10 protein-coding genes are annotated in these 13,917 nt (G+C 58.7%); 4 read left to right on the plus strand and 6 right to left on the minus strand.

Annotated features, from left to right (window positions below):
• The first annotated feature begins 52 nt into the window (after positions 1-52).
• Complete coding sequence (locus AC2FGE_RS07070; RefSeq protein WP_496818507.1) at positions 53-1,279, plus strand: MFS transporter; 1,227 nt, start codon at positions 53-55, stop codon at positions 1,277-1,279.
• Here the strand turns inward: AC2FGE_RS07070 and AC2FGE_RS07075 are convergent, their stop codons facing one another.
• The 3 genes from AC2FGE_RS07075 to cysS all read right to left on the minus strand — a co-directional run bounded on the left by AC2FGE_RS07075 (position 1,280) and on the right by cysS (position 5,155).
• Positions 1,280-2,062, minus strand: coding sequence for a squalene/phytoene synthase family protein (locus tag AC2FGE_RS07075; protein WP_496818508.1), 783 nt, complete (start codon positions 2,060-2,062; stop codon positions 1,280-1,282).
• Positions 2,059-3,693, minus strand: coding sequence for a citramalate synthase (cimA, locus tag AC2FGE_RS07080; RefSeq protein WP_496818509.1), 1,635 nt, complete (start codon positions 3,691-3,693; stop codon positions 2,059-2,061). Before cimA ends, AC2FGE_RS07075 begins: the two co-directional genes overlap by 4 nt.
• Before the next feature lie 64 nt (positions 3,694-3,757).
• Positions 3,758-5,155, minus strand: coding sequence for a cysteine--tRNA ligase (cysS, locus tag AC2FGE_RS07085; protein ID WP_496818510.1), 1,398 nt, complete (start codon positions 5,153-5,155; stop codon positions 3,758-3,760).
• A 207-nt stretch (positions 5,156-5,362) separates the two neighbouring features.
• Between cysS and AC2FGE_RS07090 the strand changes: the two genes are divergently transcribed.
• Both AC2FGE_RS07090 and AC2FGE_RS07095 read left to right on the plus strand, forming a co-directional pair.
• Positions 5,363-5,710 (plus strand): MmcQ/YjbR family DNA-binding protein, encoded by a 348-nt coding sequence (locus AC2FGE_RS07090; RefSeq protein WP_496818776.1) that lies wholly within the window; start codon positions 5,363-5,365, stop codon positions 5,708-5,710.
• A gap of 40 nt (positions 5,711-5,750) precedes the next feature.
• Positions 5,751-6,938, plus strand: a complete 1,188-nt coding sequence (locus AC2FGE_RS07095; RefSeq protein WP_496818512.1) for a pyridoxal phosphate-dependent aminotransferase — start codon at positions 5,751-5,753, stop codon at positions 6,936-6,938.
• Positions 6,939-6,943: 5 nt separating this feature from the next.
• Here AC2FGE_RS07095 and AC2FGE_RS07100 read toward each other — a convergent pair whose 3' ends face one another.
• A complete protein-coding gene (locus AC2FGE_RS07100; RefSeq protein ID WP_496818513.1) occupies positions 6,944-7,471 on the minus strand; it encodes an outer membrane protein in 528 nt (175 codons plus the stop codon).
• 400 nt (positions 7,472-7,871) lie between these two features.
• Between AC2FGE_RS07100 and AC2FGE_RS07105 the strand changes: the two genes are divergently transcribed.
• Positions 7,872-9,416 (plus strand): trimethylamine methyltransferase family protein, encoded by a 1,545-nt coding sequence (locus AC2FGE_RS07105; protein WP_496818515.1) that lies wholly within the window; start codon positions 7,872-7,874, stop codon positions 9,414-9,416.
• A 51-nt stretch (positions 9,417-9,467) separates the two neighbouring features.
• Here AC2FGE_RS07105 and AC2FGE_RS07110 read toward each other — a convergent pair whose 3' ends face one another.
• Together AC2FGE_RS07110 and AC2FGE_RS07115 are read right to left on the minus strand one after the other, a co-directional pair.
• Positions 9,468-9,713 (minus strand): EF-hand domain-containing protein, encoded by a 246-nt coding sequence (locus tag AC2FGE_RS07110; protein WP_496818516.1) that lies wholly within the window; start codon positions 9,711-9,713, stop codon positions 9,468-9,470.
• A gap of 542 nt (positions 9,714-10,255) precedes the next feature.
• Entirely contained in the window at positions 10,256-13,885 is a 3,630-nt protein-coding gene (locus AC2FGE_RS07115; RefSeq protein ID WP_496818517.1) for a vitamin B12-dependent ribonucleotide reductase, read from the minus strand.
• Positions 13,886-13,917 lie beyond the last annotated feature (32 nt).

The following is a 13,917-nucleotide window of genomic DNA, read 5'->3' on the forward strand; positions in this document are numbered from 1 at the left end:
CACAGATGCAAGCCGCTTGTGCCCCGGCGCGTTCACCGATACGGATTGGCCCATGACACTGACAACAGCTGCCCCGGACGACTCGCAAGCCAAACGCAACGTAGCGGTTCTGGTCGCTGCGCAATCGATCCTGGGTGCGCAAATGCCGATGATCTTCATCGTCGGTGGATTGGCCGGTCAGTCCCTGGCCAGCAACCCCTGCCTTGCGACCCTGCCAATCTCGCTGATCGTACTGGGGTCGATGCTGGCGGCCACGCCGATCTCGGCCATCATGCAGCGCTGGGGTCGCCGGACCGGCTTCCTTGTCGGAGCCACAGCTGGGGCTTTGGGCGGCCTGATCGGAGCCTATGGCCTTTACCTTGGGTCCTTCCCGATCTTCCTGTTGGGCAGCCTGCTGACCGGTATCTACATGAGCGCGCATGGGTTTTACCGTTTTGCCGCCGCTGATACCGCCTCGGACGCGTTCCGGCCCAAGGCGATTTCCTATGTAATGGCAGGCGGTTTGGCCGCAGCGATCATCGGACCACAAATCGTCAAACTGACGTCAGAGTCATATGTGATTCCGTTTCTCGGCACATATGTGGCAGTGATCGCCCTGAACGTGATCGGATCGGCGCTGTTTTTCTTTCTGGACATCCCGACACCGCCGAAACCGGCCGAAGATGCGCCCAAGGGCCGCTCGCGGCTGGAGTTGCTGAAAACCCCACGCATCGCCGTAGCGATCATCTGCGCGATGGTATCCTACGCGTTGATGAACCTTGTGATGACCTCGACCCCTCTTGCGGTGGTCGGCTGCGGCTTCTCGGCCAATGATGCCGCGGATGTTGTTACGTACCACGTGTTGGCCATGTATGTTCCCAGCTTTTTCACGGGTCACCTGATCGCGCGCTTTGGCGTGGAGAAGATTGTGGCCCTTGGCCTTGCAATCCTTGCCGGGGCCGGAGTTGTCGCGTTGCAGGGCGTCGAATTGGAGAACTTCTTCATCGCCCTGATCCTGCTGGGGATCGGCTGGAATTTTGGCTTTATCGGCGCGACAAGCATGCTGGCCGCGTCGCACGAAGTGCATGAGCGTGGCCGGATGCAGGGCTTGAACGACCTGTTGGTGTTCGGAGGTGTGACGGTTGCTTCGCTGGCTTCGGGCGGATTGATGAACTGTTCCGGCGGTTCGCCGGTAGAAGGCTGGACAGCCGTCAACCTCGCCATGATTCCGCTGCTGACCCTAGCGGGTGGCGCATTGCTGTGGCTGGTCCTCAGACCTGCGGACGCCAAACCGGCTTGATCACCACCGGCCGGTCGCTGCGGTCCACATCAATGACAAGCGCCGCCGCGCCTCGCTCTGCGCCAAAGCGCCAATCGCAACCCTGTCAGGCTGAGCGATCACCCGTTTCAAAATCCATTCCGCCTGCCACCCGAGGTAAAGCGCCGGGTGCGCCGCATCTGACACCCCAGACCGGTTGGATCGTGCCCGCATCAGTCGCGCCAATGCCGTCTCTGCCAATACCCTCACGCCTTCAGGCCTGCCATCCAGCAATGGGATACGCCCGCGCGCCTCAAGCTCTGGGATCGCGCGAAACCAATTCGCCACGCCCACGCCATAGCCGAAATCGCGCACCACATCTTCATCCGCCGCCCCAAGGGACTGAGCCGCAGCCACCAGCAACGCGCCGGAGCTGTGATTGATATAAGCGTCGAAGTGCTCCTGATCCTCAAACGGATCGCGGTAGATGTCCCACCGTCGCACCGCTACATATTCGTCCAGCATACCCGCCAGATGAGGCGACAAAACCCGAGACAAAGGCGTCACCACCTCGTGCCGCCGCACGGTCGGCCCTTGCGCGATCTCCTGCAAGGCGTCGCGCCACCATTGCAGCCGCATTTCGGCAATCATCGCCTCCTGCGTCACCCAAGGGGCGCGCGCGACCTCAACATTCAATGCATAGATCGGAAACAGAACCGCCCGCGCCCGGACCGGAGCAGCCATTGCCGCCAGGAACCGATCGGGATCAGCCTTATGCACCAAGGCGGCACAGGCTTTGACATCTTCGTCAAATGTGGCCGTCACTCTGCCGCCGCCTGCTGGGGGTCGCAATCACGCACCAGTTTCCATTGGATCGCGTCCAGCAGCGCCTCGAACGAGGCATCGACTATGTTCGCACTGACCCCGACAGTAGACCAACGCCGCCCCTGCCCGTCTTCGCTGTCGATGATGACGCGCGTCACCGCCTCGGTCCCGCCTTGGGTGATCCGCACTTTGAAATCAACCAACCTCATATCCGCCAGCACTTGCGAATACTGCCCCAGATCCTTGGCCAGCGCCTTGGCCAGGGCGTTCACCGGCCCCCGGTCACTGCCTTGCTCGTCATGGGACTCACTGACCGAAAGTTTCTTTTCTCCATCGACCTTCACGACAACCACGGCCTCGGACAGGCTGACCATCTTGTTGTACTTGTTCTTGCGCCGCTCAACGGTGACCTTATAGCGCTTGACCTCGAAAAACTCGGGCAGCTGTCCAAGCTCATCCCGTGCCAGCAGTTCGAAACTGGCCTGCGCCGTATCATAGGAATAGCCCTCGGCCTCACGTTGCTTGATCCGCTCAAGGATGCGCCCCAAAGCAGGGGCGCCCTTTTCTACCTTAAGCCCGGCTTCGGTCAGACGCTTGCGCAGGTTCGACTGCCCCGCCTGGTTCGACATCGGAATGATACGCGCATTACCCACCATTGCCGGATCAACATGCTCATAGGTCGACGGATCCTTAAGGATCGCGCTGGCGTGCAACCCGGCCTTATGCGCAAAGGCCGACGCGCCCACATAGGCCGATTGCTTGCTGGGCACCCGGTTCAGTATATCGTCCAGCATCCGACTGATCCGCGTCAGACCAGCCAACGCCTCAGGACTGACACCAATCTCGAACTGCGAAGCATAAGGTTCTTTAAGAAGCAAGGTCGGGATCAAGGCGGTCAGGTTCGCGTTGCCACAGCGTTCGCCCAACCCGTTCAGCGTACCCTGAATTTGACGGGCACCTGCATCAACGGCAGCCAAGGAACAGGCTACCGCGTTCTCGGTATCGTTATGGGTGTGAATGCCCAACCGATCCCCAGGCAGGCCCGCTGCGATCAGGTCTGAGACGATACGCCCGACCTCGGCAGGCAAAGCGCCGCCATTGGTGTCACACAACACAACCCAACGCGCGCCAGCCTCTAGTGCTGTCCGGCACACCTCGGTCGCATAGGCCCGATTGTCCTTGTAGCCGTCAAAGAAATGTTCCGCATCGAACAGTGCCTCGCGCCCCTGCGCCACCAGATGCGCGACCGAGGCGCGGACATTCTCGACATTCTCCTCCAGCGAGATGCCAAGCGCCTGGGTCACGTGATAATCATGCGACTTGCCGACCAGACAGACTGCCTGCGTGCCCGCATTCATGACTGCCGCCAGAACGTCATCATTTGCCGCCGACCGGCCCGAACGCTTCGTCATCCCAAACGCCGTCAACCGGGCCGAGGTTTTCGGAGCCACCTCAAAAAACGCGCTGTCGGTCGGGTTTGCCCCGGGCCAGCCGCCTTCGATGTAATCGACCCCCAACTCATCCAACGCCTGCGCAATCTGAACCTTCTCAGCGGTCGAAAACTGCACCCCTTGCGTCTGCTGCCCGTCACGCAGTGTCGTGTCGTAGAGGTAGAGGCGGGTCTTGGTCATGGTTCTGGCTCTTTGGCTTGTTCAGGCATCACCCCGCCCGGACAGTTCCGGGCGAAGCATTTGATTATACGCTTTCCAGCTTCGACGCGTCGAAACCCGATCCGGCGATGATCTCAACAGCGTCCTTGCTCATGCGCACTTCCAGACCTGCGGCAAGATACGCGGATTTCAAACGATCAACCTCCGAGAAATCCTTGCTCACCATGGCTTGTGCACGCGCGGCCGCCAGCTTTTCTTCGTATTCAGAGAAATCCGCCGCCGGAACTGCAGCCCAGCCGCCCATCTCATCCGTCAGCAGGCCCAGCACTTGCGCACTTGCCAATAACGCCGCAGCATCCCCGTCCGAAGCCAGACGATGCAATTCGGTGATGGCACCCGCCGTATTCAGATCATCCGCAAGTGCTGCGATCACCAAGGGTGCCGCGCTGGCGGCGGGCTCGATGCCCGCGGTCAGCGCCCGCCACTTGCGCAGCGTTGCTTCGGCCTCGCGCGCTTTTTTCTCGGTCCAGTCCATCGGCTTGCGATAGTGGGTTTGCAGGAAAACAAACCGGATCACCTCGCCTGGCACACCCTGCTCCAACAGATCATGCACGGTAAAGAAATTGCCCAGCGACTTGGACATTTTCTTACCCTCGACCTGCAGCATTTCGTTATGCAACCAATAGCGCGCGAATTCGCCCTCGGGGTGTGCGCAGCAGCTCTGCGCGACCTCGTTCTCATGGTGCGGAAAGATCAGATCGTTGCCACCGCCATGAATGTCGAAACTTGCGCCCAGCAATTCATAGCTCATGGCCGAGCATTCGATATGCCAGCCAGGCCGCCCCTTGCCCCATGGCGAGTCCCAACCGGGCAGCTCGTCTGTCGACGGCTTCCACAACACGAAATCCATCGGGTTCTTCTTATAAGGCGCAACCTCGACCCGCGCGCCTGCGATCATGTCATCGACGGAACGACCGGATAGCTTGCCATAGCTATCCTTCCAACTGTCGACCGCGAACAGTACATGGCCTTCAGCCGTATAGGCATGGCCCTTGGCAATCAGGTCTTCGATCATCTCGATCATCTGAGCAATGTATTCGGTCGCGCGCGGCATGGCATTGGGCTCCAACGCCCCAAGCGCGCCCATATCATGCAGATACCAGCCGATGGTTTCGTCCGAGCGTTCTTGAACCAGCTGCTCCAGCGACCCTTCGGCGCCGGCCTGTTTACGCTTGAGCGCGGTCGCGTTGATCTTGTCATCCACATCCGTAAAATTGCGCACATAGGTCACGTGTCCCGCGCCGTAGACATGGCGCAGCAACCGGTAGAGCACATCAAACACGACCACGGGACGCGCATTGCCAAGATGGGCACGGTCATAAACAGTTGGCCCACAGACATACATCCGCACGTTGTCAGGATCGATCGGAACGAAATCTTCCTTCGTCCGTGTCCGTGTGTTGTGCAGTTTGAGTGTCGTCATCACTTAGGCTCCTAAAGCATGCGCGTTGGCGCGGGCTTAGCAACTTGTCTCAGAGATGAAAACGAAAGATACCGGCCCGCTTGAGAAATCAGCAGGAAATGCAGCAGATAATGATGCAGGTCATCCGGTTCATGCGAGTGTTTTACCATGCGACAAACGCCAAGCCAAGGCTTGAGTTTGACTGATCGCCCCGGCAAGGTGCCGGATATGAGCCGGGATTTTGTCAACTCTGTGTGCCGCGACCTGCCGGGGGCGGAATGGTCCGACCCGTGGGGTGGCGGACATGATGCGTGGAAGGTGGGCGGCAAGATGTTCGCCTGTATCGGAATTGCCAATGACGGCGTCTCGGTCAAGACAGCCGATATCGAAACCGCACACATGCTGATCGATGCAGGTGTTGGCGTCAAAGCCCCGTATTTTCACCGCAGTTGGGTGCGTCTGCCCTTTGATGCGGACATAGATGAACTGCGCCATCGCCTGACCGCCTCTTATGATCTGGTCCGTTCTTCACTCACGAAGAAGGTTCAGGCGACCTTGCCTGCGCGCGGCCAATAGGCTTCTGGCCATTCGAAACACTCACCAATAGGGAACTCAGATGAAATTGTCAGATCGCATTTCACAACTCACTCGGGGCGGCAGCGACGGGTGGGATGTGTTCTACCGCGCACGACAGATGGTCAGCAACGGACAAACGGTGACCGAGTTGACCATTGGCGAACACGACATCCGAACCGATGTATCGATTTTGCAAGCCATGGATCGTTCTGCGCAAAATGGTCACACCGGATATGCCATGGTCCCGGGTACCGACCAGCTGCGCGATACGGTCGCGACCCGAACACAGACACGGACCGGGGTTCCCACCACGCGTGACAATGTGCTGATCACCCCTGGCGGGCAAGCCGCCCTGTTCGCAGCGCATATGGCACTATGTGATCCGGGTGATGTGGGTCTGTATATTGACCCATATTACGCCACCTATCCCGGCACGATCCGAGGGGTCGGCGCGCAAGCCCGCGCCATTCAAACACGGGCCGAGGAGTCGTTTCAACCACGTGCCGAAGATATAGAAGCCGCGTCCGACAGGGCGGTGTCCCTGCTGATCAACTCACCCAACAATCCAACCGGAGTGGTCTATTCGCGCGAAACGCTTGCGGGCATTGCAGCCGCCTGTATGCGACGCGATCTTTGGCTGATCTCGGACGAGGTCTATGACACGCAGGTCTGGGAAGGTGAGCACATCTCTCCCCGTGCCTTGTCGGATATGGCCGAGCGCACGCTTGTTGTTGGCTCCATGTCCAAATCCCATGCCATGACAGGCTCTCGCTGCGGATGGGTTATTGGTCCAGAAGAAGTGATCGCGCATCTGATCAATCTAGCCACGCACACGACCTATGGTGTGCCCGGATTCATTCAGGATGCCGCCTGTTTTGCACTGAATACCGGCCCAGAGTTGGAGGCCGAGATCGCGGCCCCCTTCCGTCGCCGTCGCGCAATTGCCAAGGAGATTCTGAGCAAGCAGAACGTCATCAGCCTCGTACCCGCACAAGGCGCGATGTATCTGATGCTGGATATCCGCGCGACAGGTTTGTCCGGCGAAGAATTTGCGAATGCGCTGCTGGACAAACATGCCATCGCCGTCATGCCTGGCGAAAGCTTTGGCCGGGCCGCAGCAGGCCATATTCGCGTGGCAATGACGGTAGAGGACGCGCGTTTTTCGCAGGCTCTGCAGACCTTATGCGAATTTGCGGCTGGTCAGTCAAAACATCGCGCGGCTGGGTGACGGGCTCAGAACCGGAAGGTTGTCCTCAGGTTAAAAACATTTGTGCCCAGACCACCTTCAGATCGGGTGGCATCGTCGAAGTTCTGGCGCAGCGCCTCACCACTGATCACAAGGTTTTCGCCGATCGGGTAAGCGACACCAATGCCGTAAACCGCCGCTGTATCGCTGTCGGTCGAGGTTTCCGCGCGGGCCGCACCGACGACCACGTAGCCGAGCGCGTTGCCAAAATCATACCCGCCGCGAAGTTTCACAAGTGACATACTGTCCAGGCTTCCCTGACTTTCGCTGAGGTTTAACGACAGGCGGTTATACTCCAGCTCACCCCCCAGAACGAAATTGCCAAAATCCTGATCAAAACCGATATGAGCACCAAAGGTGCCTGTATCCCCGCTGGAGCTGTCAGGACCGCTTGCCTCGGCATAGCCGAAACTGAAACCTGCATAGGCACCTGTCCAATCCTCTGCCATGGCAGGGCTGGCGCATGTGATCGTCATCGCGGCGATCAGGGCCCAATGTGGTTTCCAATTCATCATCAACAGTGTTCATCCGTGTCCGGAGCAGCATCAGTCACAAATTCAAACTGGTACATGGCTACCAGATTTCAATTCTGATCACAGGATATTCAGCAGTAAGTTAATAAAGTATAACAGATTTCGCCCAAAGCGGGAGAAAATGTGCTCAGAACACGCCCTCGTCGGCGCCAGTGATACAATCTGTCGGTTTTTGGCACCGAGGTCGCAAACGGAACAGATCCGGGAGGGACCGTCTGCCAGCCTCTTTGGCAACTGAGAGGTCTCATGGCAAACGAGATTTGGAAAATTCGTCTGATCAGTCGTACCATTGGTGCAGATCGTGGGCGCGCGGCAAGGGGTCGGCCTGGCTTGTCTTGATCGCTCACGCTCAAGACACATTCCCAAATCCTGGACTTATTCAATGAACACGCAATCCCGTAGTGCCTCTCGTAGCGGTGGACGTTCCGCACGTCGCGCAGCCCGCGCATCCGCCCTTCCAGAACATCTGCGCCCGATCCGCCCCGGCATGGAAGGCGGAACATACAAACCTCTGACCCCGGCTCAGGTGGAAAAAATCCACAATGCCGCCCTGCAAGCCCTTGAAACCATTGGCCTTGCAGACGCCCCCCAAAGCGGCATCGACTATCTTGTGGGTGCGGGGTGTACACTGGGCGACGACGGGCGCATTCGGTTCCCGCGCGCATTGGTCGAAGATACAATCGCCAAGGCCAACAGGTCCATCACGCTCTGCAGCCGCGACGGTCAAACCGATCTGGACCTGACCGGTACCAAGGTTCACTATGGCACAGCCGGGGCCGCCGTAAGCGTAGTTGATGTCCATGGCCGCCAATACCGCGATTCAACCGTGCAGGATCTGCATGATGCCGCGCGGATTTGCCAACAGTTGGACAATATCCACTTCGTTCAACGCCCCATGGTCTGCCGCGACATCCTCGACAATCTCGAGATGGACTATAACACAGTTTATGCTGCATGCTCAGGGACTTACAAACACATCGGAACATCATTCACCGAGCCATCGCATGTCGCGCCCGCAATCGAAATGCTACACATGATCGCTGGTGGTGAGGACAAATGGCGCGAGCGGCCTTTTGTGTCCAATTCGAACTGCTTTGTCGTTCCCCCGATGAAATTCGCCACCGAAAGCTGCGAAGTGATGGAGGAATGCATCAAGGCCGGTATGCCGGTTCTGCTGTTGTCTGCTGGCATGGCCGGAGCAACTGCCCCTTCCACCATTGCCGGGGCGATCACGCAAGCCACCGCCGAATGCCTGGCCGGTTTGGTTTATGTAAACGCCGTAAAGCCCGGTGCACCCGCGATTTTTGGCACCTGGCCCTTTGGCCTGGACCTACGCACCGGGGCCATGTCTATCGGGTCTGGCGAACAGGCCCTGCTGAGTGCGGGCTGTGCGCAGATGCACCAGTTCTACGACCTGCCGGGAGGCGCCGCTGCGGGCGCGTCAGATTCGAAACTGCCCGATATGCAGGCCGGGTGGGAACAAATGTGTTCGAACGTCATGGCCGGGTTGTCCGGGCTTAATATGGTCTATGAAGCCGCGGGCATGCATGCCTCGCTTCTGGGTTTTTGCCTCGAAAGCCTGATCCTCAGCGATGATCTGATCGGACAGGCACAGCGCTGCGTGCGTGGCATCGAAGTCAATGACGACACACTTGCGCTGGATCAGATTGCCGAGGTGTGCATGGGTGGGCCGGGTCATTATTTGGGAACCGACGCGACGCTCAGCCGGATGCAGGCCGACTATGTCTATCCGACATTCGGCGACCGGACGTCACCAAAAGAATGGGCCGAGATGGGTAAACCCGATCTGCTTGATAAGGCCACAGCCCGTAAGGAAGAAATTCTGAGCGCACCGTCACCCGCCCAGTTCGATCCGTTGCTAGATGCTGAAATTCGCGCCAAGTTCAACATTCACTTGAACACGTAACCCATTGTAATAGCGGCCCGAAACCCTCGGGCCGCCGATTTTCAATACAAATCAGCCGTTGCTGGGTGGCAGCAATCCGGCTTCTTGCGCAACTGCGATCTCATCCTGATCCAGCGCGCCGTCACCATTTGCATCCATGGCCGAAAACGTATCGGTATCCACTTCTGGTACCACAGCCTGCACTTCTTCGATGGTCAGAACGCCATCGCCATTAGCATCGGCGCTCGATTGCGCCAAAGCCAACGAGGGCAAGCCAAGTGCGAATGCCGAGATAACAGCCAGTTGTTGCGGTTTCATGATAGTGCCTCCTGAGTGAGTTTTGCGTTGTTACGTCCGGACAGGCACCACAGACACCATCTTGCCCGTCGCCGTCACCCGCATCCTTTGCATCCCCGAATTTCGCGCCATTCCTTGCGGATTTCACTGAGTCGGCCCTGCGATCCCCCGCCGGGCGAAATCCGCCGATCTGCTTTCGGCGGTTCTGACCCGATGACCGAGAGGCAATCCGGCAAGGCTCTGCTGACGACAGGCGTATGGGGTTGAAAAAAGAAAGGGGGCCGAAGCCCCCTGTCAGTTTCGCCTTCCAGGCTCATTTCGTTGACCGCCCGGTATTTTTTTGCCTGCGGCCTGGACTGCGCATGGGGCGAGCGCACCCGCCCCGTGAGAGAGTGGGAGGGAGCAAATATTCCGCCCCACCCTGTTCCCGGCCAACACGGGCATGTCGGCCGAGTGGACCAAAGCATCGAAGGTAAGTCTCAGCGCCTTGATCCGTATTCGTCGGGGTCGGTACCTGTGGCAGCTATCCGACCCCTGCACCCCGGGTTGCCGGGGCGTTGAACTCAGCTACACCCGCTTGTTGCGCCGCAGGTGTTGCATTTCATGCAGGTGCCGTTGCGCACCAGCGTGTAGTTTCCGCATTCGCCGCAGGGGTCGCCCTCATAGCCTTGCATCTTAGCCTTGGTGCGCGCGTCCATTCCGGTCGCGACCTCTGACACCACTGCCGTTTCGCTCTGCACTTCGAATTGCGCCGCCGTTTCAGCCATGCCGTTCACCTCGGCCTGACCGCCGTTCAGAACCATCAGATCCTGCGGCAGGCGCTTACGCAGATAGCCGGTCGAACTGATTTGTTTCAGTACTTCCAAGGACTTGGAGGCCGCGCTGTCACTTAATTCAGAAACGTTCGAGACGCCCTCTTCCTCGCCACGCCCCAGATCGTCAAAACTGGCGCCTTCGGGTTTCACATGGGCCAGATCGGTGCGATCCAGATAAGACACGGCCAGTTCGCGGAAGATGTAATCCAGGATCGACGTCGCGTTTTTGATCGAGTCGTTGCCCTGCACCATCCCCGCCGGTTCGAATTTGGTGAAGGTAAAGGCATCCACGAACTCTTCCAGCGGCACGCCATATTGCAGGCCAACCGACACGGCGATGGCAAAGTTGTTCATCATCGCCCGGAAGCCAGCGCCTTCCTTGTGCATATCGATGAAGATCTCGCCCAGCTTGCCGTCTTCGAACTCACCGGTGCGCAGATAGACCTTGTGGCCACCCACGATCGCTTTTTGAGTATAGCCTTTGCGCCGATGCGGCAGTTTTTCGCGATGGCTGCGGATGATCTCCTTGACCACAACCTTCTCGATCACCTTCTCGGCCAGAACCACGGCTTTTTCCTGCGTCGAACCGCTTTCCAGAATTTCCGCCGCCTCGTCGTCATCCTCGACCAGCGCCGCGGCCAGAGGCTGCGACAGTTTCGAGCCATCACGATAGAGCGCGTTCGCCTTCACCCCCAGCGACCAGCTGAGTTCATAAGCCTTCTGGCAGTCTTCGATGGTCGCGTCATTCGGCATGTTGATCGTTTTCGAGATCGCGCCCGAGATGAAGCTCTGCGCCGCCGCCATCATGGTGATGTGGCTATCAACCCCAAGGAAACGCTTACCTTTCTTGCCGCACGGGTTGGCGCAGTCGAAGATCGAATAATGCTCTTCCTTCAGGTGCGGAGCACCTTCCAGCGTCATGGTTCCGCAAACGTGGTCGTTGGCCGCGTCGATATCCGCCTTGGTAAAGCCCAGATGGCGCAGTAGATCGAAGGTCGGGTCATTCAGCTTGGTGGCCGGGATGCCCAAAACGCCGGTGCAGAAATCCTCGCCCAGTGTCCACTGGTTGAAGACGAACCGGATGTCGAAGGCGCTTTCCAGCGCAGCGTCCACTTTGGCCAACTCATTCGGTCCAAAGCCATGACCGGTCAGCGAGGTGTGGTTGATCCCCGGCGCGTTACCGATGGTTCCGTGACCGACGGCGTAGCCCACGATCTCTTCGATCTGAGACGAGGAATAGCCCAGCTTTTCCAGCGCCGACGGCACCGAGCGGTTGATGATCTTGAAGTACCCGCCACCGGCCAGCTTCTTGAATTTGACCAGCGCGAAATCGGGCTCGATCCCCGTGGTATCACAGTCCATCACCAGACCGATCGTGCCGGTGGGCGCGATCACGGTGGCCTGCGCGTTGCGGTAGCCGTTTTTCTCGCCAAGGCTCAACGCCTCATCCCAAGCCGACATCGCCAGATCGACCAGACGCTTGTCCGGGCAGTTTCCGTGGTCCAGCGGCACCGGCTTCACGGCCAGTTTCTCATAGCCCTCGGTCACCCCCTGCGATGCGCGGCGGTGGTTGCGGATGACGCGCAGCATGTGGTCGGCGTTGCGCTCATAGCCTTTGAAGGCGCCCAGTTCGCCAGCAATCTCAGCCGAGGTCGCATAGGCCACACCGGTCATGATCGCGGTCAACGCACCACAGATCGCCCGACCCTCGTCCGAGTCATAGCTGTAGCCCATATTCATCAGCAGGCCGCCAATATTGGCGTAACCCAGACCCAGCGTGCGGAAGTCATAAGACAGCTGCGCGATTTCCTTCGACGGGAACTGCGCCATGGTCACCGAGATTTCCAGTGTCAGGGTCCACAGACGCGAGGCGTGCATGTAATCCGCCGCCTGGAACTCACCATCCTTGAGGAAGGTCAACAGGTTCATCGACGCAAGGTTACAGGCCGTATCGTCCAGGAACATATATTCCGAGCACGGGTTCGACCCACGGATCGCGCCATCTTCGGGGCATGTGTGCCATTCGTTGACCGTGTCATGGAACTGGATGCCCGGATCGGCGCAGGCCCAAGCGGCGTGGCCGACCTTCTCCCACAAATCGCGCGCCTTGACGGTCTTGGCGACCTTGCCGTCGGTGCGGTTGATCAATTCCCAATCGGCGTCTTTCTCAACAGCGGTCAGGAACGCATTGGTCACGCGGATCGAGTTGTTCGAATTCTGGCCCGAAACCGAGCTATAGGCTTCTGAATCCCAGTCCGTGTCATAGGTCGGGAATTCGATGCTGTCGTGGCCCTGCTTGGCATAATCCAGCACGCGCTTGATATAAGTCTCAGGGATCGCGACCTTTTTCGCTTCACGAACCGCTTTTTTCAGGCTGTCGTTCTTGTTGGGATCATACGCATCGTCCTGCGCACCGTCCCAGCTGCGGATGGCCTCGAAAATGCCGTTCAGCATCTTCTCGTGCATCTTCGATCCGGCAACGATCGAGGCCACTTTCTGCTCTTCGATCACCTTCCATTCGATGAATTTCTCGATGTCAGGATGATCTGCATCGACGATTACCATCTTTGCGGCCCGACGGGTTGTTCCGCCTGATTTGATCGCACCTGCGGCGCGGTCGCCGATCTTGAGGAAGCCCATCAGGCCCGAAGACTTGCCGCCACCTGACAGCGCTTCGCCCTCGGCCCGCAGATGGCTGAAGTTGGTTCCGGTGCCCGAGCCGTATTTGAACAGGCGCGCCTCGCGCACCCACAGGTCCATGATCCCGCCTTCGTTCACCAGGTCATCATCGACAGACTGGATGAAACAGGCATGCGGCTGCGGATGTTCGTAAGCGGATTTTGATTTGGTCAGCTTGCCGGTCTTGTAGTCGACATAGTGGTGCCCCTGCGCCGGGCCGTCGATCCCATAGGCCCAGTGCAAGCCGGTGTTGAACCATTGCGGTGAGTTCGGTGCGGCGCGCTGGGTGGCCAGCATATAGCGCATCTCGTCGAAATAGGCGCGCGCATCTTCCTCGGTCGAGAAATAGCCGCCCTTCCAGCCCCAATAGGCCCAGGCACCGGCCAGACGGTCGAACACCTGCTTCGAGGACGCCTCGCCATCGAACTCTGCACTTTCGGCGGGGACCGAACGCCACAGGAACTCGGGCACGTCTTTCTCTTTGACCTTTTTCAGTTTGGACGGAACGCCCGCCTTGCGGAAGTACTTCTGAGCGATGACGTCGCTGGCGACCTGGCTCCAGCTTGATGGAACTTCGATATCATCCAGCCGAAAGACAATTGTACCATCGGGGTTTCGAATCTCGGACGTGGCCGAAATGAAATCCAAGTCTGCGTAAGCATCCTGCCCCGGTTTGGTGAATTTTCTTTCAATTTTCATGTCCGCCGCCTTCGAATTAATGACCGTCTACC

This window comes from Ruegeria sp. YTSA075 (genome assembly GCF_059610245.1).